Raw genomic sequence first — 20,148 nt, 5'->3', positions numbered from 1 at the left:
CCGTGCCGCACGCGGCGCGGATCAGTCGTTGAGCGCGGCGGAGAGCATGCGGATGGTCTTCAGCCCGCTCCCGCTCTCGCCGCCGAAGTCGCGCAGGCTGTCGAAGATGGCCTGCGTGCTCGCGCCGGCCACCGGCTCCACGAGGCCCTCGAACTTGGCGCGCATGTCGTCCCAGGTCATGGGATTTCCGGGATGGCCCTTGGCCTCGGGAATATGGATCCGGCGCGCCGGCGCGCCGTCGAACACCACCTCGATCGCCGCCGAGGCATAGCCGCAGGCGGGGTGGCTCGCCGCCGTCATCTTGTCGACGAGATCGGGGATGCGGGGATCCTCGGGGAGCGGGTCGACGAAGTCGGCGGCGGAGATGGGCCGGCCGGTGAGCGCCAGAGCGACGCAATATTTCAGGTCGAACTTCGCTTCCATCGGACCGGGCGGCGCGCCGCTCTTCTCGCCGGTCACCTGGTGGGCGAGCGCGCCGACATCGATGCGGATCGCCTTGGCGCGCGCCATGTCCGCGGCGGTGAGGCCGAGTTCGCGCGCGGCGTCGATCGCGGGATGGGTGAGATGGCAGGCGGCATAGGGCTTGAAGCTGTTGCCGAGGATCTCCCAGGAGCTGAAATCGGCCGGCGTGATCGACACCGCCTTGTCCTGGATGATGGCGGTGTCGAACCCGCCGCCGGGATCGAACAGATGGGTCGCGGCCTCGAAGCCGGCGGCGGCGAGCTGGGCCGAGAGCACGCCGTCCATCGCCGCCTTTCCGGCATGGAACGGCTTCGACATGGTTCCGAACGAGCCGACGAGGCCGCTCGCCTGGGTCGCCGCCACGCCCAGAGCGTGCTGCGCCGTGCGGGTCTCGAGCTTCATGAGCGCGGCGCAGGCGGCGGCCGCGGCGAGCCGGCCGAACACGCCGGTCGCGTGGAAGCCGCGCGCCGTCACCGCCTCACCGAGCCCGTAGCCGATCCGCGCGGAGACCTCGAAGCCGGTCAGGAAGGCGCAGAGCATTTCGCGCTCGCTCGCCCCGACATCCTCGCCCATCGCCAAGGTCGCGGCCCAGAGCGGCGCGCTGGTATGGGTGTTGGCCTTCACATAGGTGTCGTCGAAATCCAGGCAGTGGGCGAGCGTGCCGTTGCACAGCGCCGCCCCCACGGCGCCCGATGCGCCGCCGAGCAGGAGCGTCGAGCGGCCCTGCGCGTTCCAGCGGCTGGCGACGTCGCGCACCACCCGCCCGACCGGCTCGCCTTGGGCGCCGGTCGCGACCGCGACCCAGTCGACGAGGCACATGCGGGCCGCGTCGAGCACCGCCTCCGGCGGCCGGCGGGTGCGGGTCTCGGCCACGAACTGCGCGATCGTGCGGCTGTTCGAGACGACATCGGCTTTCATGGCATCTCCCTCCCTATATTCGCTCTTCGGCGCGCCGGGCGTGCGGGCGCGGCGTCCATCGGCCGGTCTTGACCATGGTCTGGGCATGGGCGCGCACCATTCCGGCGAGCGCCCGCGAGGCGCCGGTGATCGGGCGCACCGTGGAGGAGGCGAGCACCAGCTTGCGGGCGATGGTCGGCTCGGTGAGGTGCCAATAGCGCAGCCGCTTCGCCTCGACGAGGTCGTGGACGCAGGGATAGGACAGCACCGTGTAGCCGATGCCGGCTTCGACCATCTGGAGCGTGGAGTGCATGGCATCGACCTCGATCACCACATTGGGCGCGCTGCCGCCGAGCCGCGCGAGATAGCCGTCGACGAGCAGCCGCAGGCCGTGCGGCCGGCTCGGCAGGATCAGCGGGATCTCGCTCAGCGCGCTGGTGGCGACGGTGTCGCCGCCGATGCCGTGCGGATCCTCCATGGGGCCGAGCAGGAACAGTTCGTCGGTCCACAATTCGTCCGCCATCAGCGACTTGCTCTGCGGCGTGTCGTACAGGACCGCGACGTCGATCTGGCCGGCCAGCAGCCAGTCCAGCACATGGGCGCTGAAGCCCTCCATCACCCCCATCAGGACCTTGGGATAGGCCTGGCTGAAGCGCTGCACGATCGGCGCGGCGAGGATCGCCACCACCGAGGGCGGCATGCCGATGCGCACCGAGCCGGTCGGCGAAAGGCCGAGGGAGGCGATGTCCTTGTGCGCCTGCGCCGTGGTTTCGAGGATGGTCCGCGCATAGGTCTCCACCATCTTGCCGGCCTCGGTCAGGGCGACGCCGCGGCCGGTGCGGTGATAGAGCTTGGCGCCGAACTCGTCCTCCAGCGCCTTGATCTGCCGGCTGAGCACCGGCTGCCCGACCGCGAGCTTCAGCGCGGCGCGCGAGAACGCCGCCGAATCGGTGATGGCGAGGAAATATTCCAGCTGGCGAAGTTCCATGGCGCGTCCGTCCCGTTATTGGCGCCGGCCCGCCGCAGGCGGCCGAACGCGATAACGGGAAGGGTCGCCCTGTACAGGCGTGCGTGGCAAGGCACCTAAGGCAGGGGCCCGGCCCGGACTGCAACCGCCGCCCCGGCGCCCGGCCCGAGCGCCGGGACTTCCGGAGAGGGATCCTGTGCAGTCTGCCGGGCCGGGCACGGCGTCAGGCCGTGTCTTGGGTGAGGAAGCGGTTGATCTCGGTATGGTCCGCGAGATCCCCCAATGTGCGCGCCGCTTCGTCCCACAGATCGGCGCAGCGGCCCCCGAGCGGGGTGGCGACGCCGAGTTCTTCGGCGAGGTGCTGCGCGGTGCGGATGTCCTTGGCCATCAGGCCGATGAAGAAGCCGGAATTATAGGCTTCCGAGAGGACGAACTGCTTCAGCTTCACCTCGGTCGAGTTGTTCTTGCCGGTCGAGGCGTTGAGCACGTCGACCAGCATGTCGGGATCGAGGCCGAACGCCTTGCCGACGCTCACCGCCTCCAGCGCGGCGACGAGGCCGGCGCCGGAGACGTAATTGTTGAGCGCCTTCACGGCGTGTCCCGAGCCCAACGCGCCGGTGCGGAAGATCGCCCGCCCCATCGCCTTCAGCAGCGGCTCGACGATGTCGAGGGTCGCGGCATCGCCGCCCGCCATGATGGCGAGCGAGCCGTCGATCGCGCGCCGCACGCCGCCCGAGACCGGCGCGTCGACGAAGCCGAAGCCCTTCTCGGCCATGGCTTCGCCGAGCCGGCGGGTGGCCATCGGCTCCGACGAGCTCATTTCGACGATGATGGCGCCCGGGGAGAGGTGCGGCGTCATCGCCGCGACCACGGCCGCGACGACCTTGCCGTTGGGCAGGATCGTGACCACGGCCTTTGCGCCGTCGACGGCCGCCTCGAGGCTGTCGGCGGCGGTGCGGCCGGTCTCCTGCGCGAAGCGCTCCCGCATGGCGGGGGCGCTGTCATAGCCGCGGACGTCGTAGCCGGCCTTGGCGAGGCAGGCCGCCATCGGCCGGCCCATATTGCCGAGGCCAATGACGGCGACCTTGGCAGGGGGCGTGAGGGGGCGCGCGGCCGGGTCACTCACCGTCCATCTCCTTGAAGGCTTCGCGGGCGAGGCGGAAGCTGTCGATCCCGGCGGGGACGCCGGCATAGACCGCGACCTGGAGGAAGATCTCCTTGATCTCGTCCTTGGTCAGGCCGTTCTTGAGCGCCGCCTTGACGTGCAGCTTCAGTTCGTGCGGCCGGTTCAGCGCCGCGATCATCGCGAGATTCACGATGCTGCGGCTGCGCCGGTCGAAGCCTGGACGGCTCCAGAGCGCGCCCCAGCAATAGGCGGTGGACCATTCGGCCATGGTGCGGGTGAATTCGTCGGCCCCGGCGATGGACTTCTCGACATAGTCCGCGCCCAAGACTTCCTTTCGGACAGCCAGCCCCTTGTCGAACAGGCTTTCCTCAGTCTCGTCGCTCATCGTCTCTTCCTTTCCTGCGGCCAATCCCGCGATCCCCGAATAAGCGGGGACCCGGCACGCGGTTCAAGCATATTGTCTGACCGGCCGACAATCATCCCACTTCGACGGGGTCGCGCACGGGGCGCCGTTCCGGTGCCGGCTCGGGGGTGAGCGGCAGGACGATCTCTTCCACCACGTCCGCCACCGTGTCGAGATCGAGCAGGCGCGCGATCAGCCGTTCCAGCGTCTCGGGTGCGATTTCCATCGCCGCATGCCCGGCACAGCGCCGCACCTTGGCGACGACCTCCTCGACGCTCAAAGGATTGTCGGGATGGCCTTTCTCGATCGTGTATTCGCCGGTGATCACCCGTCCGTCCTTCAGGCGGGTCACGATGCGGGTGCCGAGCGGGTCGAGTGTCGCATCGAGTTCGGCGGAGATGCGGGTCATGAAGGCCCGCACGTCCGGGCGCCGGCGCGCCTCGGGGGTGTAGGCGTCGAGGAAGATGCCGCGGTCGTGGGCGACGCTGGACAGGATGTAGGGCAGCGAGAACTGGCATTGCGGAACCGTCTGCGGGTTCCATTTCTCCGCCTTGGGCAGGGCCACGACGGTCCAGTTCAGGCTGCCGACGGCGAGCGCCAGCTCGTCGATGTCGGCGACGCCGAAGCCGTGCTGCGCCATCTGGCCGAGCAGGCCGTCAATCCCGGTATGGGTGCATTTGCAGGCCGAATGGGCCTTCATGCTGGTGCGCGTCATCTCCCAATGGCGGCCGAGATCGCGGGTGACGATGTCGAGGTCCACGGTGCCGGCGCGGGTGAAGATGGCGTAATAGCCGCGTGCGCCGCCGAGGATTTCCTGCGTCGGGCCGGTGATGCCGCGCCGCGTGAGCAGGCAGGCATTGATCGCGTCCTGGGTGACGAAGCCGTGATGGACGCGGATCATCAGGGCGCCTTCGGCATACATGGTGGAATCGTGCGGCTGGGTCATCAGCCGGGCGATCCCCAGGGCGTTCATCAATTCCTCGAAGCTGAAGCCGAGCAGCTTGCCGACCGCCGCGACGGCGCCGAAAATATAGTGCCCGCCGTTCGAGCCGGCGGGCAGTTCGCGGCTCTTGAACTGATTGCCCATGCCCACCCGGATCATCAGTTCCTGGGCGAGGATGAAGGCTTCGAGAAAGGCGCGGCCGGAGACTTTCGGCAGCAGGCCGCACGCCGCGAGCAAAGCCGGGATGGTGTATTCGGCGCCGTGCCCGGCCTCATAATGAGTGTCGCCCATGTCCATGGCGCGGGCCATCGGCGCGACCGCGAAGGCGGCCATCGCGGCCGGCACCTTGCCGCCATAGAACAGGATCGGGCTCTCCGGCGTGCCGCCCTGCGCGCGCACGAAATCGACCACGGCAGGGATGCCGTCCATCTTCGACCCGCCCATCGTCACCCCGACAATGTCGAGGATCTGCTTCTTGGCGAAGGCGCGGGTGTCTGCGGGGATGTCGTCATAGCCGGTCTCGACCACCATGCGGCAGAGCGTGGCCATGGGATCTTCTCGCGGATCCTCTCGGGGATCCTCGCGCGGCTCGGCGGGCGTCATCGGGCGATCCTCCGTGCCGCCCGATTGGTCCGGGCGGTCGTTTCGTCGGTTCAGGCGCGGGCGGGGCGGGGAGGACACGTCCTCCGGGACCCCGCAGGGTCGGCGGCGGGCGCGATCATCGTTTCTTTTCCGCGTCTTATTGCGCGCCACGGTAGCTGGAATGGGCGCCGCCGCCAGGGGCGGCGGGGACATATCAGCCTCGCCATAGGCAACATAACTGCCGCCTCACCGCCGCCCGTCCGGGATCGGCGTGCGCGGCGGCAGATCGAGCCGGGCGACGATGCCGGCGAGGTCGGGCGCGGCCGGCGGATAGGCGCGCATCACCTCGGGATCGTGGCCGGGAATGAGGAAATCGAGGCTCGGCACGGTGGCGCGCACCGCATCATAGGCGCGCAGCATGGCCGAGACGTCGACCGCCGCGACGAACGGGCGGTGCCGGCGGAGATTGTCGAAGAAGGAGACGACGTCGCCCGCCAGCGTCACCCAGCCCCGCGCGGTGTGGATCCGCAGATATTGCAGGCCCACCGAATGGCCCGGCGCGACCCCGACCTCGAGACCCGGGCCGAGGGCGTAGGGGCCGTCATGCAGCGTCAGCCGGCCGGCGAAATTGAGCCGAACCATGGCGAGGACATCCTCGATTTCGTAGCCGAGCGAAAAATACCGGTAGCGCATGTCCGGCCCCACCACGAAGCGCAGTTCGCTCTCCTGCAAATGGAAGGTCGCGCCGGGCAGGAGGTCGGTATTGCCGGCATGGTCGTAATGCAGATGGGTGGTGAGGACCTCCGTCACGTCGCCCGGCGCGAGTCCGATCAGAGCGAGCGACGCGATCGGGCAGCGCAGCACCGCGCGCTTGCGGCGGGCGGCGGTGGCGGCGGAGAAGCCGGTGTCGATGAGGAGGGTGCGGGTGTCGGACACCGCGACCCAGACGACATAATCCATGTTCAGCGCTTCGTCGCGCGTGTCCCCGCCGATGAAGTGCTCGGCCCGGCGCGCCGCCCGCTCGGCATATTTGATCGCATAGAGCCGGTAGCACGGCAGATCCTGGTCCATCGCGTCTGCATCCCTTTGCGGGGCCGGTCAGCGGCCGGTGAAGATCGGCGCGCGCTTCTCGAAATGGGCGCGCAGCCCCTCGGCATAATCGGCGGAGGCTTCGAGCGGCCGGCGCAAGGCCTGGTTCATCTCGGCCGCTTCTGCGAAAGGCAGGTCGCTCGCCTGGTTGAGCATCTGCTTGGCGCCGGCAAAGCCGAGCGGGCTGGTGCTCTGCGCGATGCGGTGGGCGCGTGCGCATGCGGCGGCCAGCAGCGCGTCCGGCGCGGCGATCTCGTCGACGAGCCCGAGGGCCTGCGCCTCCGCGGCATCCGCCCGCTTCGCCTCGTAGAAGAACGGCCGGGCGGCGGTGCGCCCGATGCGGCGCGGCAGCAGCACGGCGCCCCCCGCGCCGGGAAAGGCGCCGAGCGTCATTTCGGGAAAGCCGAACCGCGCGTCCGGCGCCGCGAGGCGCAGGTCGCAGGCGAGCGCCAGTTCGAAGCCGCCGCCGAGGCACCAGCCCCGGATTGCGGCGATGAAGGCCTTCGGCGAGGTCCAGATCGCGGCATTGACCGCGAACAAAGTCGCCGCCTGCGCCCATTTCTCGTCCGCGCTCATGGTGCGGCGCTCCTTGAGGTCGGCGCCGGCGCAGAACGCCGCCGCGCCGGCCCCGGCGATGACCACGCACCGCGTCGCCGCATCCGCCTCCGCGGCACGGATCGCGGCGAGGAGGTCGGCCGCCAGCGCGCCGGTCAGGGCGTTCATCGCCGCCGGGCGGTTCAAGGTGAGGATGCGGACCGGGCCGTCCTGCGCGCTCAGAAGATCCATCGCGCTCACCGGCCCTGAAACGCAGGGCGGCGCTTCTCCAGGAAGGCCCGGGTGCCTTCCGCATAATCGGCGCTGCCGAAACAGGCGGCGATCGCCGCTTCCACCGCCGCGTCCGGCGGGGCGTTCGGCTCGGCCAGCAGCGCGGCGGTCGCGCGCTTGACGGCGCGCAGCGTCAGCGGCGCGTTCTCCGCCACCTGCGCCAGCCAGGCGTCCGCCTGGGCGTCGAAGTCCGCGGCCGGATAGACATGGGCGACGAGGCCGATGCGACGGGCCTCCGCGGCGTCGAAGAAGCGGGCGGAGAACAAGATGTCCATCAGGTTCTGCGGCCCGAGCAGCGGCAGCAGGCGCTGGATCCCGGCCGTGGGATAGCCGATGCCGATGCGCGCGGCGGGGATGCGGAAGCGCGCATCGTCGGCGCACAGCCGCACGTCGCAGGAGGCCGCGAGCCCGACGCCGCCGCCGATGCAGATGCCGCGGATCTTGGCGATCACCGGCTTGTCGCAGCGCCCGGCGGCGAGATGCGCCGCTTCGACCGCGTCGTTGTAGATTTTCTGGGCGTCCGGGCCGGTGCGCTGGCTCTCGAACTGGGAAATGTCGGAGCCGGAGACGAAGGCCTTCTCCCCGGCGCCCTCCAGCACGATCACCCGCACGGCGGGATCGGCGTCGAACGCGGCCAGGACGTCCGGCAGGCTGCGCCACATGTCGAAGGTCATGGCATTGTGCTTGGCCGGGTTGGACAGGACGACCGTCCCGACGCCTTCGGCCCTGCGCGTGATGAGTTCCGCCACGTTCGTCCCCCTCAATAGCCGGCGGCGAGTTCGCGCGAGATCAGCAGCTTCTGGATCTCGTTCGTGCCGTCATAGAGCTGGAACACCATGGCGTCGCGGTAGAGCTTTTCCAGCGGGAAATCGTTGAGGAAGCCGTAGCCGCCATGCATCTTCAAGGCGGCGGAACAGACCCGCTCGCACATCTGGGACGCGAACAGCTTCGCCATCGACGCCTCCTTGACGCAGCGCATGCCGGCTATTTTCAGCCGCGCCGCATGGGCGCAGAGCTGGCGGGCGCATTCGAGGTCGGTCGCCATCTCGGCGAGGGTGAAGGCCACCGCCTGATGGTCGAAGATCTTCTTGCCGAAGGTCTCGCGCTCCCTCGAATAGCGCAGCGCCGCGTCGAACGCCCGCTGCGCCACCCCGATCGCCTGCGCGGCCACGACGACCCGCTTATATTCCAGGCCGGACAAGGCGATCTTGAGCCCGTCGCCCAGCGCGCCCAGCAGGTTGGCGGCGGGCACGACGAGGTTTTCCAGCGCGATCTGGCAGGTGTCGTTGGCGCGGTGGCCGAGCTTCAGCTCCTTGCGCACCACCTTGTAACCCGGCGCGTCGGTCGGCACGATGAAGGCGGAGATGCCCTTCTTTCCGGCGGCCGGATCGGTGACGGCGATCACCAGCGACACGCCGGCCGTGGCGCCGGACGTGATGAAGCATTTGCTGCCATTGATGACATAGGTGTCGCCCGTGCGCACCGCGCGCGCCCGCAGGTTCGCCGCGTCCGATCCGGCCTGCGGCTCGGACAGCAGCATGCAGGCGACGTCGCGGCCCGAGGCGACCGGGCGCAGGAATTCTTCCTTCTGCGCCGGCGTGCCGAAGGCGAGCACGTTGTTGGCGAAGGAATTGGTGGCGTTCACCGCATTGCAGAGCCCGGCATCGCCATAGCTCAGCTCCTCGGTGACCGCGAGATAGGACGGGAAATCCGCGCCGGCGCCGCCCCATTCCTCGGGGATCGTGACGCCGAAAAAGCCGAACGATCCCAGCTTGCGCAGGGTCTCGACTGGGACTTCGGCGGTGCGGTCCCAGTCCGCGGCGAACGGGATCACCTCGGCGCGCACGAAGTCGCGCGCCATGTCGCGCATCGCGGTCTGGTCTTCAGTCAGTTGCGTCACAATCCTGTCCTCGAGCTGTTTTTCTTTGAAATGTCTTGAGCGCCGTCGATCTATCCCGGCATCGCGTAGCCGCCATTGACGCTGCAGATCTGTCCGGTGATGTGGCCCGCCTGCGCCGAGGCGAGAAAGGCGACGAGGCCCGCCGCATCCTCCGGCGTGCCGATGCGGCGCATCGGATAGGCGCGGCGGATCTTCTCCTCGCGCGCCGCGACGCCGTCCGCGCCGATCCGCTCCGCCAGCCGCTCCAAGGCGGCGCGGCGCAGCGGCGTGTCGGTGGCGGCCGGAGAGACGGCATTGACCGTGATGCCGTCTTGGCCGACTTCGCGCGCCAGCGACTTGGTGAAGGCGATCACCCCGCCTTTGGCGCTGGAATAGGCGACCTCCTTTTCCTGCCCTACCCGCGCCGCGTCGGAGACGATGTTGACGATCCGGCCGTGCCGCCGCGCCGTCATGCCCGGCAGCGCGGCGCGGGTGCAATGCAGCGTGCCGAACAAGGCGACCGCGATCTCGCGCGCGCAATCCTCGGGCCGGGTGTCCACAAACCGCGCGGAGGTCAGCAGCACGGCGGCGTTGTTCACCAGAATGTCGACGCCGCCGAGCCCGGCCGCGATCGCGGCGAAGCCCGCCGCCACGGCACCGGCATCGGCGACGTCGAAGGGAGCCGCCACGGCCTCGTGGCCGGCTTCGCGCAGCAGCGTCACGGTCGCGCCGCAGGCGGCCGCGTCGCGGTCGTTGACGGCGATCCGCGCACCCTCGGCGGCGAGCGCCACGGCGATCGCCCGGCCGATCCCCGAGCCCGCGCCGGTGATCAGCGCGACGCGTCCTTCGAGCCCCAGATTCATGGCGTGACGGTCTCCGTTTCAGGGCGGCGGGTCAGGCGTCGCGGGTCGCGCGCAGGAAGTCGCGGCGCCGCATCGAGGGGTGGGAGCGGGCATATTGCGGCGGGAAATAGGCGTCCGCGCCGAGCTTTTCCGCCGCCTGCCACGCCCAGCGCGGCTGGTACATCATCGCCCGGCCGAGCGCGACGAGATCGACCTGCGCCTCGGCGAGCGCCTGCTCGGCCTGGTCCGGCTCGGTGATCATGCCGACGCCCATGGTGGCGATGCCGGTCTCGCGGCGGATCCGGGCGGCGAAGGGCAATTGGTAGCCCGGGCCGACCGGGATCTTCTGCGCGTCCGAGCTGCCGCCGCTGGAGGCGGTGACATAGTCGCAGCCGCGCGCCTTCAAGGCCGCGGCGAAGACGACCGAGTCCTCGATCGTCCAGCCGCCCTCGGCCCAGTCGGTGGCCGAGAGGCGCACGCCGATCGGCTTGCCCGCCGGCCAGACCGCGCGCACCGCGTCGAACACGTCGAGCGGGAAGCGCATGCGGTTCTCCAGCGTGCCGCCATACGCGTCGGTGCGGGCATTGCTGAGCGGCGACAGGAAGGAATGCAGGAGATAGCCATGGGCGTTGTGGATCTCCAGCAGATCGAACCCGATCCGCCCGGCGCGTTCGGCGGCCGCGACATAGGCCGCGCGCACCGCCGAGAGATCGTCGCGGGACAAAGCGCGCGGCGCCGACCGGCCGGGATAGGGAAGGTCCGAGGGCGACACCGTCTCCCAGCCGCCCGCCGCCGGCTTCAGCTCGCTCTGGCCCTGCCAGGGGGCGGAGACCGAGCCCTTGCGTCCCGCATGCATCAGCTGGATGCCGAGACTGGCCCCGCCATGGCGCCGGCAGAAGGCGATCGCGCGTCCGAGCGCGCGTTCGTGGGCATCGCCCCACAAACCGAGGCAATAGGGACTGACCCGCGCCTCCGGGGAGATCGAGGTCGCCTCGATAATGACCAGACCGGCGCCCGACACCGCGAGATTGCCCATATGCATGAGGTGCCAGTCGGTCGCGACGCCATCCTCGGCGGAATATTGCGCCATCGGCGAGACGACGATGCGGTTGGCGAGCGACAGATCGCGCAGGCGCAGGGGAGAAAACAGGTGGCTGGACGTCATGTTCGCTGTCTCGTTCCGGGGTGCAGCGGGCAAACTGTATCCCAGCCATCGGCCGATCTGGCCAGGGGCGCAAGCCGCGGTCGGCGCCAGCCGCCCGGTCGGGCGTGACGATATAAGTATCTGATTTTGAATAATAAAATATCTGTCCGCAAGGCCACGTCAACGCCGGTATGCCGGCATTGGGGATGCTGGTATGTCGGCGAAGATAATGTCGCCGGCCGCCCGGGACGTGAGAAAGGTTCTTCACAACAAGAGCGGTGGCGTTCGCGCCGCCGCCCGTCCAGGGAAGGAAGAACCGTGCGTCTCACATCCTCACTTCGCGCCATCGCCGCCGTCGCGCTGGCGCTCGCCGGAAGCGCCGTCCAGGCGGCCGAATGGAAGCCCGAGCGGGCGATCCGGCTCGTCGTGCCGTTCGGCCCCGGCGGCGCGACCGACCTCGTCGCGCGTGTGCTCGCGGCCAACATGTCCGTCACGCTCGGCCAGCCGGTCGTGATCGAGAACCGGGCCGGCGCCGGCGGCGTGACCGGCACCGCGGCGGTGAAGGACGCGGCGCCCGACGGCTATACGCTGCTCGTCGCCACGATCGGCTTCTCGGCCAATCCGGCGCTGTTCCGCTTCAAGAAGCTGCCCTTCGATCCGCTGAAGGACTTCACCTTCATCAGCCAGCTCGACGTCGTGCCGACCATCCTGGTCGTGCCGCCTTCGCTCGGCGTGACGACGGCCCAGGGCTTCATCGATCTCGCCAAGGCCAATCCTGACAAGATCACCTTCGGGTCGGCGGGCTACGGCACGATCAACCACCTCGCCGGGGAACTCGTGAAGGCCCAGACCGGGGTGAAGATCGTCCATGTGCCCTACCGCTCCGGCGGGCAGTCGGTGGCCGCGGTGGTGTCGGGCGAAATCTCGGCCTTGTTCGCCACCACCCCCACCGCCGCCGGCTATGTGAAGAGCGGAACCCTGGTGCCGCTCGCCACCAGCGGGGCGAACAGGGTGCCGATGCTGCCGGACGTGCCGCCGATGAGCAAGACGATCCCCGGCTTCGACGTGGTCGAATGGCAGGGCATCGTCGGGCCGGCCGGCATGCAAAAGAACGTGGTCGACACGCTGCACGCGGCGATCATCACGGCCCTGAAGGATCCCGGCGTCGTCAAGAAGCTCGCGGATCTCGGCGCCGAGACGGTCGGCAGCACGCCCGCCGAGTTCCAGGCCTTCGTCAAACAGGAGGTCAAGATGTGGTTCGACGTCGCCGAGAAGACCGGCATGCAGGCCGAGGACTGACACCCGCGCGCCCGGCGCGACCGCACCGAGGCGCGACCAGGGCAAGTTAAAAACAAGGCGGGCGCCGACAGCGCCCGCCTTTTCGCGTTCCGGCGGCTCAGAAGCGGTAGGAGATGCGTGCCGAGCCGGTGTGCGAGACGTAATCGGTGCCGACCTGGGTCGCGTAGTTCAGGCGGAATTCCAGGCTGTCGCCGCGCATCCATTGCAGCCCGATGCCGAAATCGCCGAGCACGTCCGGCATGTCGACGACGGTGGTGAAATTGCCGGTCCCGATCGGCGCGTTCTGGAGCGCGGCATCGACCTGCCAGGACGAATTGGACAGGAAGGTCGCGCCGACCGTCGCATAGGGCCGGAACACGGTGCCGTCCTCCAGGTCGAAGCGTCCGCCGAATTCGACAAAGGGGCCATAGGCGAAGAGCAGATTGTCGGACTGCGACATGGCGAGGTTGAACGGCCCCGATCCGCCTTCCGAGAAGCCCGGCACATAGGCATAGACCACGTCGAGCTGGCCGTAGGGCCGCAGATACCAATATTCGAACGGGATCTCGTATTCGACGCGGAACCGGCCGGAGACGGTGTAGACGTCGTAGCCGCATTCCGACAGGAAGGACGTCGTGCCGAGGACGGTCTGGCGGTTGAGGTCGTAGGTGGCATAGCCGGCATGCACCGCGCCGGAGAACAGCCACGGCCCGATCTCGCGCTTGAGCGAGGCGGCGATGTCGACGCCCTGTCCGTCGCTGGTGGAATAGCCGGAATCGGCATCGAACCAGCCGGCATTGTAGGCGGCGGAGGCGCCGAAGAACCAGCCCGGCGCGATCTCCTTCTGGGCGCCGATCCGGTAGGTCAGGGTGCTGGCGGTGAAGCCGCTCAAGTCGGACGGCGTATAATTCACGACGCTCGCATCGATCCGCGCCCAGGTGCATTCGCCCTGTTCCAGCAGGGTGCCGGTGGCAGCGAAATGCGGACAGCTGAGCACCGATCCGAGCGCCTCGCGCGAGGTCGTCATCCGGGCGATGGGGCCTGCGGCGACGCTGGTCGGGCTGCCGGTGGTCAGGGCCTGGAGATAGCTCGCCGCCGAGGTCAGATTGACGAGATCGGCATAAGCCGGCCCGAGCCCGCCGCCGCCATTGTTCCAGCTCGCTTGCAGATGCTGGGCATAGGCCAGCTGGTTGGGTGTCATCGTGAGGTTCTGCGGCAGGAAATTGACCTGCGGCGACACCGACAGCGTGGTGTCGGTGGGGGTGCCGGTCCAGGCGACGGGCAGGTAGGTGCCCGGCGCCTGTGCGATCGAGAGGCGCTGGATCGCCGTGGTCAGCGGCACCGTCGTCGTGGTCTGGGCGAGCACCGTATAGGATTGCGGCAGCAGCGAATTGACCGCGCTCAGATAGACGAAGCCGTTGAGGTTGCGCACGGCGGTCGCGGTCAAGAGGTCGGCCGTCGGGGTGCCGGAGGCGTCGACGTCGATCATGAGCATGCCGCTCGTGGTCTGGGTGAAGGTGCCGGTCACGGTCGCGGTGCTGATCTGGCCGGTGCCGGCGATGACAAAGCTGCCCTGGTTGGAGAAGCTGCCGGCGGTGGTGCCCGTGCCGAGGTCGATCGTGCCGGCGGGCGCGGTGATGAAGGTGCCGCCGGCGAGATTGTTGAAAAGCGCCGATCCGGTGGTGGCGCCGTCGGTGGCGAGCGTGACATTGCCGACCACGGTGCCCGAATTGTTGACGGTGTTGTCGCCCCACGGGGAGAAGATGGCGAGGCTGGACGCCGCGCCGACCACTGTATTGGAATTGACGGTGATCGTGTTGCTGCCGCCGCCGTCGATCATGATCGCGGCGCCGCTGCCGCTGCCGCCGGCGATGGTGCCCCCGCCCACGGTGATCGAGATCGCGCCCGAGGTGACGGTCGAGGCGGTCCGGTCGATCGCGCCGGACGTGCCCTGGACGCCGCTCTGCGCGAAGATCGCGACCGAGCCCGCGCCGGAGGTGGAGATCGAGCCCTCATAGACGACCGTGATCGCGCCGGGGGCGAAGCCGGAGCCGAAATCGTAGCCGGTGCCGCGCGTCGTATTGCCGGTATTGCTGGGCATCAGGATGCCGGCGGGCACGCTGGCGGAGCCTGCGGTGCCGACCAGTCCACCGCCGCCGCTCAGGCTCTGGGCGAACAGGCCGTGGGCATTCGCGCCGGTGGTCGTGATCGTGGTCGCGCCGAGCGAGGTGAGCGTGACGGGGCCGCCCCCGGTGTTGGCGTTCAGCGCCAGACCGAAGCCCGCGCCGGAGGTCATGAAGGTCTGGTAGGCCGGCACGGTGCCGTCGATCGCCCCGGTATAGCCGCCGCCGCCGCCGATCGACTGGGCGACCACCGCCGTCGCACCCGCGCCGCTTGTTTCGATCGAGCTGTTCGGGGCGAACTGGACGACCACCGCTCCGCCGCTCTGATCGACCGAGCCGTCGCCTTTATTGCCGAAGCTGCCGGTGACGGTGAGCGACGCCATGCCGGTGCCGCCGCCATCGGTCGCGAAGCCGCCGCCGCCGCCGATCGACTGGGCGAGAATGCCGAAGGCCGCGACGCCGGTCGTGGCGATCGTTCCCTCATTGGTGATGGTCACGGTGTTGCCGCCGCCGAGGCCGTTCGCCTGACTGGATGAGGCCTGGGTGCCGCCGAGGGTCAGAGTGAGCGTCCCGGACGAGATGGACACCTGGCTCTCGAAATAGGTCTGCATGTCGGCGAGCGTGTTGTACGGGCCGATCGGGAAATAGGTCTCGAACTGGGCGAGCAGCGCCTCCTGGTAGCTGGCCTGGCCCAGCAGCAGGGAATTGGCCGGATTGAGGAAGGCGAGGCCGCCGCCGCCGCCGACCGATTGGCCGACGATCGCGTGGGCCTCGACGCCTGCGGTCGAGACCAGGGTGCTGGAGATGGTGACGGTGCCGCCGCCCGATCCGTCGGCATTGTTCGCGAGGGCGCCGCCGAGGCTCAGGCTGCTGCCCATCGAGAGCTGCGAGGCGCCGGTCGCGAGCCCGCCAATGCCGCCGCCGCCGCCGATCGACTGGGCGAGGATACCGAAAGCGGAATCGCCCTCGGTGATGATCGCCCCGGACGAGGTCACGCTCACCGTTCCGCCTTTGCCGTAGGCGCCGCCATTGCCGCCCAGGGCGACATCGCCATTGACGATGCGGGCGCCCGCCACGGAGGCGTGGCCGCCGACCCCGCCGCCGCCGCCGATCGACTGGGCGAAGATGCCGATCGCAACGTCGCCGCCGGAGGCGACCCCCGCGCCGGTGAAGATGTTGCCGAAATTCTGGATCGTCAGGTCGCCGCCCTTGCCGCCGCCGCCGCCTTTGCCGCCGATCGCGACGCTGAGGCTGACGCTCGCCGGGAAGTCCGGGTGCAGCCCGATCGCGTGGGCCGCCTCCGCCGCGTAATAACTGATCGCCTGTTCGAGCAGATTGTTCACGACCAATTGGCCGAGCGCGGTGAGTTCCGAATCGAAGGCGTCCGCCGACGAGGTGCCGGCCGAGCCGCCGCTGCCGCCGACCGACTGGGCGAAAATGCCGTGCGCGCCGTCCGACATCGTGGTGATGGTCGCGCCCTTTTCGTTGGTGACCTGGACGGTGCCGCCATTGCCGCCGCCGCCGCCATTGCCGCCGACATTGACGTTGATCGTCATGGTCGCGGAGGAGGAGCCCTGACCTGCCGCGGCAATGCCGCCGCCGCCGCCGATCGACTGGGCGACGATGCCGCGCGCATCGATGCCGGCGGTCGTAATGTCCATGCTGTTGGAGAGCGTCAGGTTTCCGCCGACGCCGCCGCTGCCGCCGTCGCCGCCGATCGAGACCGAGGCGCTGTAGGTGCTGCCGAAAGGGATCGGCAGATAGTCGAGATACTGGCCGACGACGGGCAGGGTGGTTTGGATATAGGACGTGCCGGTGCCGCCGTTTCCGCCGCCACCGCCGATGCTCACCGCCTGCAGGCCGTCGGCGGCGAAGCCGAGGGTCGAGATGGTGCCGTCATTGTTCGCGAGCGTGATGTTGCCGCCATTGCCGCCGGAGCCGCCCGACCCGCCGATGGAGACCGAAATGTCGATCTGGGGGGAGGTGCCGTAGGAATAGATGTTGGTGGTCGCGTTGCCGCCGTCGCCGCCGCCGCCGCCGATGCTGAGCGCGAAGATGCCGGACGCCTGGTCGGCGGTGGTGATGATCGATCCGACATTGGTGATATTGACATTGCCGCCATTGCCGCCGGTGCCGCCGCCGCCGCCGATCGAAATGCCGACATTGATGGAGGGCAGCGGCTTGTAGAAGCCCAGCGAGAAGCTGGTCGAACTCGCCGACCCGCCCGCTCCGCCCGCCCCGCCCGCGGTGAAGGCGCGCAGTCCCGCCGAATCGAAGCCGCTGGTGGTGATGTCGCCGTAATTGGTGAGGGTGATCGTGCCGCCGAACGCGCCCGATCCGCCCTTGCCGCCCACCGTGATGTTCACCGTGGGAAAGCCGAACGATCCCGAGAAGGAGGAGACGCTGCCGCCGATGCCGCCGCCGCCGCCCATGCTGAAAGCGGAGATGCCGTTCGAGCTCATTCCGGAGGTGGTGATGGTCTCGTAATTGGTGATGTTGACCACGCCCGCGGCGGCGCCCGGGCCGCCCGCGCCGCCGGTCGCGAACACGATCAGGCCGGCGGCGTCGGCGCTGCCGCCGGTCGCGCCGCCGCCGCCGATCGAGATGCCGAGAATGCCGGAGCTGTTGTCGCCGCTGGTCTGGATCGTGCCGTGATTGGCGGCATAGGCGTCACCGCCGGTGCCGCCGGCCTTCGCCGCTCCGCCTTTGTCGCCGCCGTCGCCACCGATCCCACCATTGCCGCCGAGGCTGGAGACGCTGATGCCGGAGGAATAGGAGCGCTGCGTCGAGAGATTGCCGAAATTCACCACCGACACGCCGTAGCCGTTCGCCGCGGCGGCCGTTCCGCCCGCCCCGCCGTCGCCGCCGTCATCGTCGCCGTCGGCGCCGTTGCCGGCATTGCCGCCGGCGCTCTGGGCCTGGATGGCGGGGGAATAGAGGCCCGTGGTCGCGATGTTGGCACTGTTGGTGATGGTGATGACGCCGGCCGCGCCGCCATTGCCGCCATTGCCGCCGGCAAGGGAGTTCCGCGTCCCGCCCGCGCCGTTGCCGCCATTGCCCCCGATGCTGGAGGCCTGGATGCCGGGCGAGAACACGCCGTGGGTGGAGATCGTGACGTTCGCCCCCACCGTCGCGGTAATGTTCGACCCCGCCCCGCCGGGCCCGCCATTGTTCACATAGTCGATGTTGTAGGTGGCCGTGCCGCCATTGCCGCCGCTTCCGCTCAGATAGATGGCGGGGGAATAATTGCCTTGGGTGGAGAGGGCGAGGGTGGTTCCGGCGGTCAGCGGCTTCACGGTGATGGCGATGGTTCCGCCGGCGCCGCCGGGCCCGATGTTCACATAGCTGTTGGGGACCGTGCCCGTTCCCCCCGCCCCGCCGCTGGCGACGACGCTGATCGCCGGCGACATGACCTGATAGGGATTGGATTTGGGCGGGTTGTCGGTGCCGTAGGTCGCGACCGAGCCGTAGACGAACACGGTGGCATTGCCCCCCTTGCCGCCCTTGCCCGGGGTGTAAGCGGTCCCGCCGCTGCTATTGACCAGGATGCCGCCGGCCATCTGCGGATTGGTCGCCGTGATCGCGCCGTAGCTGTGCAGCGTGATACTTCCGCCGTCGCCGGCATTGGTCGGCGACACGAAGGGGGCGGAGGTGCCTGTGGATCCCCCCATCGTGCTGACCGCGATGCCGGAGGCGCCATAGCCCTGGGTCGAGATCGTCGCCTTGCTGGTGACGGTCGCGCTTCCGGCGGTCCCGCCGCCGCCGCCGACACCGACATTGCCGGAGGGATCGACCTGGGCCGCACCGCCAGTGCCGCCGTTCGCCACAACGGAGATGCCGATGGAGCCGTCGCCGGTGGTGGCGATCGTGCCGCTGACGTAAACCGTTGCGGTTCCGCCGGATCCGCCGGATCCGCCGTTCCGGCCAACGCCGCCCGCCCCGCCGGCCACGTTCACCAGCACGCCGGGGGAATTGGCGCCCTGGGTGGTGGGAGTGCCATTGGGCCCCGGGGCGAGGGCCGCCTGGACTTTCGCATATCCGCCATTGCCGCCGGACAGGCCGCCATAGCCGGCAATTTTCTTCAGCATGACGCCGGCCGCGCCGCCGGAGGCATTGGCATAGATGGCGGCGGCGGAGGCGCCGTTCGTCAGCGCGACGCCGCTATGGTAGATGAAGACCGTGCCGCCCGCGCCGCCGGCGCCGCCTTGGTTGGAGTAAAAGAAGTCCGCACCGTAGCCGGCCGCGCCGCCCGCGCCGCCGACGGCCCCGCCATAGACCGCGTTCGAGCCCGTGCCGGACGCCGAGATCGATGAGCCGGATATGGTGCGGATCGTGACGACGCCGGCATTGCCACCGGAGCCGCCGGCCCCGCCATAGGAATAGCCGCCGCCATAGGGAAGGGGGCCGTTATAGCCGCCGGCCCCGCCCGCGCCGCCGTTCGCCACGGCGCCGACGCCGCGCGCCAGATCGCCGGACGCGACGATGGCCCCGGAATTGACGGCATAGGCACCGCCGCCATTGCCGGCCGCTCCGCCGTTATAGTTCGTCTGGTTGCCCGCCGGCCCGCCAGCGCCGCCCGACGCGAACACCCAGATCCCGGAGGAATATTTGCCGTTGGTGGTGAGGGCTCCGGAATTGTTGACCGAGGCGGAGGCGAGGCCGATCGTGATCGCCTTCTGTTGGGCGACGCTGGAATTCAGATAGGCATTGCCGCCGGCGCCGCCCGATCCGTACGAGAAAGTCGAGTTCTTGAAGCCCGATCCCGCGCCGCCGGCGCCGCCCGCCGCGACCGCCAGCAAGGCGATGCTGTAATTGCTCTGGGTGGTGACGCTCGCCGAATTGACGATGGCAGCCGTTCCGCCGGTGCCGCCTTTGGAACTCGGGCCGGAGAAGGACTCCCCGCCATTGCCGCCGCCGATGCCGCCGACGCCGCCGCTGGCGATGGCGAAGATGCCGGCGGAAGAGGCCGCCGCGGTGGAAATGCTGGCGGTATTGGTCACGCGGACGGTGCCGCCCGTATTTCCGAGCCCGCCGGGCTCGCCGCCATTGTCGCTGCTTCCGTCGCCGCCTTTCCCGCCGGTGCCGCCGATCGCGGTGGCGAAGATCGCAGCGCCCGGGTTGGCGGCGAGCGCCGTGATCGCCCCGCTATTGGTGACCGTCACGCTGCCGGCCGTCCCGCCATTGCCGCCGGTGGACGCGCTTTCGAAGAAGCCGGCATTGTAGCCTTCGCCGCCATTGCCGCCGTTCGCGGAGCCGGAGATCAGGATGCTGAGCGGCCCCGGATTCACGATCGCCACGGCCGCGCCGGGGTTGCCCGGCCCGCCGCGGTCGTCGGTATCGTCGCTGTTGGCGCCGTTGGTGCCGTTCCCGTCGACCGAGACCGCTGTGGCGCTCACGGTGCATGCGACGTTGGCGGAATCGACCCAGCAACTCTGCGCCTGGGCCGCACTGGGAAGCGCGGCGACGCCGACGATCGGACCACTCAGAATGGTGGCCTGCAGCAGCAGGTTGCGCAACGACCGGTTCTGACGCATGTTTCCCACCACACCCTGCACGCTCATGCCGAAGCGTGCGTGGCCGGGAACGGA

The 20,148-nt window shown here is 69.4% G+C and carries 13 protein-coding genes; 1 reads left to right on the top strand and 12 read right to left on the bottom strand.

From position 1 onward, the window contains the following. Window positions 1-21 precede the first annotated feature (21 nt). The 11 genes from EDC64_RS12975 to EDC64_RS12925 all read right to left on the bottom strand — a co-directional run bounded on the left by EDC64_RS12975 (window position 22) and on the right by EDC64_RS12925 (window position 11,180). Window positions 22-1,380: an MmgE/PrpD family protein gene (locus EDC64_RS12975; protein WP_165933748.1), complete on the bottom strand. Its 1,359-nt coding sequence runs from the start codon at window positions 1,378-1,380 to the stop codon at window positions 22-24. Window positions 1,381-1,393: 13 nt separating this feature from the next. Next, a complete protein-coding gene (locus EDC64_RS12970; RefSeq protein ID WP_132031950.1) occupies window positions 1,394-2,347 on the bottom strand; it encodes a LysR family transcriptional regulator in 954 nt (317 codons plus the stop codon). Window positions 2,348-2,549: 202 nt separating this feature from the next. Beyond that, window positions 2,550-3,452, bottom strand: coding sequence for an NAD(P)-dependent oxidoreductase (locus EDC64_RS12965; protein ID WP_274594950.1), 903 nt, complete (start codon window positions 3,450-3,452; stop codon window positions 2,550-2,552). Then, complete coding sequence (locus EDC64_RS12960) at window positions 3,445-3,837, bottom strand: carboxymuconolactone decarboxylase family protein (RefSeq protein WP_132031947.1); 393 nt, start codon at window positions 3,835-3,837, stop codon at window positions 3,445-3,447. The genes EDC64_RS12965 and EDC64_RS12960 overlap by 8 nt, the downstream gene beginning before the upstream one ends. Before the next feature lie 91 nt (window positions 3,838-3,928). Then, on the bottom strand, window positions 3,929-5,347 hold the full coding sequence (locus EDC64_RS12955) for an MmgE/PrpD family protein (protein ID WP_207916054.1): 1,419 nt from the start codon (window positions 5,345-5,347) through the stop codon (window positions 3,929-3,931). A 279-nt stretch (window positions 5,348-5,626) separates the two neighbouring features. Further along, on the bottom strand, window positions 5,627-6,451 hold the full coding sequence (locus EDC64_RS12950; RefSeq protein WP_132031943.1) for an N-acyl homoserine lactonase family protein: 825 nt from the start codon (window positions 6,449-6,451) through the stop codon (window positions 5,627-5,629). 27 nt (window positions 6,452-6,478) lie between these two features. Further along, window positions 6,479-7,255, bottom strand: a complete 777-nt coding sequence (locus EDC64_RS12945; protein ID WP_132031941.1) for an enoyl-CoA hydratase/isomerase family protein — start codon at window positions 7,253-7,255, stop codon at window positions 6,479-6,481. Between the two features lie 5 nt (window positions 7,256-7,260). Further along, window positions 7,261-8,043, bottom strand: coding sequence for an enoyl-CoA hydratase (locus tag EDC64_RS12940; RefSeq protein WP_165933747.1), 783 nt, complete (start codon window positions 8,041-8,043; stop codon window positions 7,261-7,263). A gap of 11 nt (window positions 8,044-8,054) precedes the next feature. Further along, window positions 8,055-9,194, bottom strand: coding sequence for an acyl-CoA dehydrogenase family protein (locus EDC64_RS12935; RefSeq protein WP_132031937.1), 1,140 nt, complete (start codon window positions 9,192-9,194; stop codon window positions 8,055-8,057). Between the two features lie 50 nt (window positions 9,195-9,244). Next, complete coding sequence (locus EDC64_RS12930; RefSeq protein ID WP_132031935.1) at window positions 9,245-10,036, bottom strand: SDR family NAD(P)-dependent oxidoreductase; 792 nt, start codon at window positions 10,034-10,036, stop codon at window positions 9,245-9,247. Window positions 10,037-10,067: 31 nt separating this feature from the next. Further along, the gene (locus EDC64_RS12925; protein WP_132031933.1) at window positions 10,068-11,180 is read right to left on the bottom strand and encodes an NADH:flavin oxidoreductase/NADH oxidase; all 1,113 of its coding nucleotides are present in this window, start codon (window positions 11,178-11,180) and stop codon (window positions 10,068-10,070) included. Between the two features lie 297 nt (window positions 11,181-11,477). Here EDC64_RS12925 and EDC64_RS12920 point away from each other — a divergent pair, with 297 nt between their 5' ends. Further along, window positions 11,478-12,458, top strand: a complete 981-nt coding sequence (locus tag EDC64_RS12920) for a Bug family tripartite tricarboxylate transporter substrate binding protein (protein ID WP_132031931.1) — start codon at window positions 11,478-11,480, stop codon at window positions 12,456-12,458. A 97-nt stretch (window positions 12,459-12,555) separates the two neighbouring features. Here the strand turns inward: EDC64_RS12920 and EDC64_RS23540 are convergent, their stop codons facing one another. Continuing rightward, a complete protein-coding gene (locus EDC64_RS23540; protein ID WP_165933746.1) occupies window positions 12,556-20,121 on the bottom strand; it encodes an autotransporter outer membrane beta-barrel domain-containing protein in 7,566 nt (2,521 codons plus the stop codon). Between the last annotated feature and the right edge of the window lie 27 nt (window positions 20,122-20,148).

Origin of the sequence: Aquabacter spiritensis (assembly GCF_004346185.1) — a bacterium.
GTDB lineage: Bacteria > Pseudomonadota > Alphaproteobacteria > Rhizobiales > Xanthobacteraceae > Aquabacter > Aquabacter spiritensis.
Note: the sequence above shows the minus strand (reverse complement) of the source record. Positions and strands in the feature narration are given on the sequence as shown.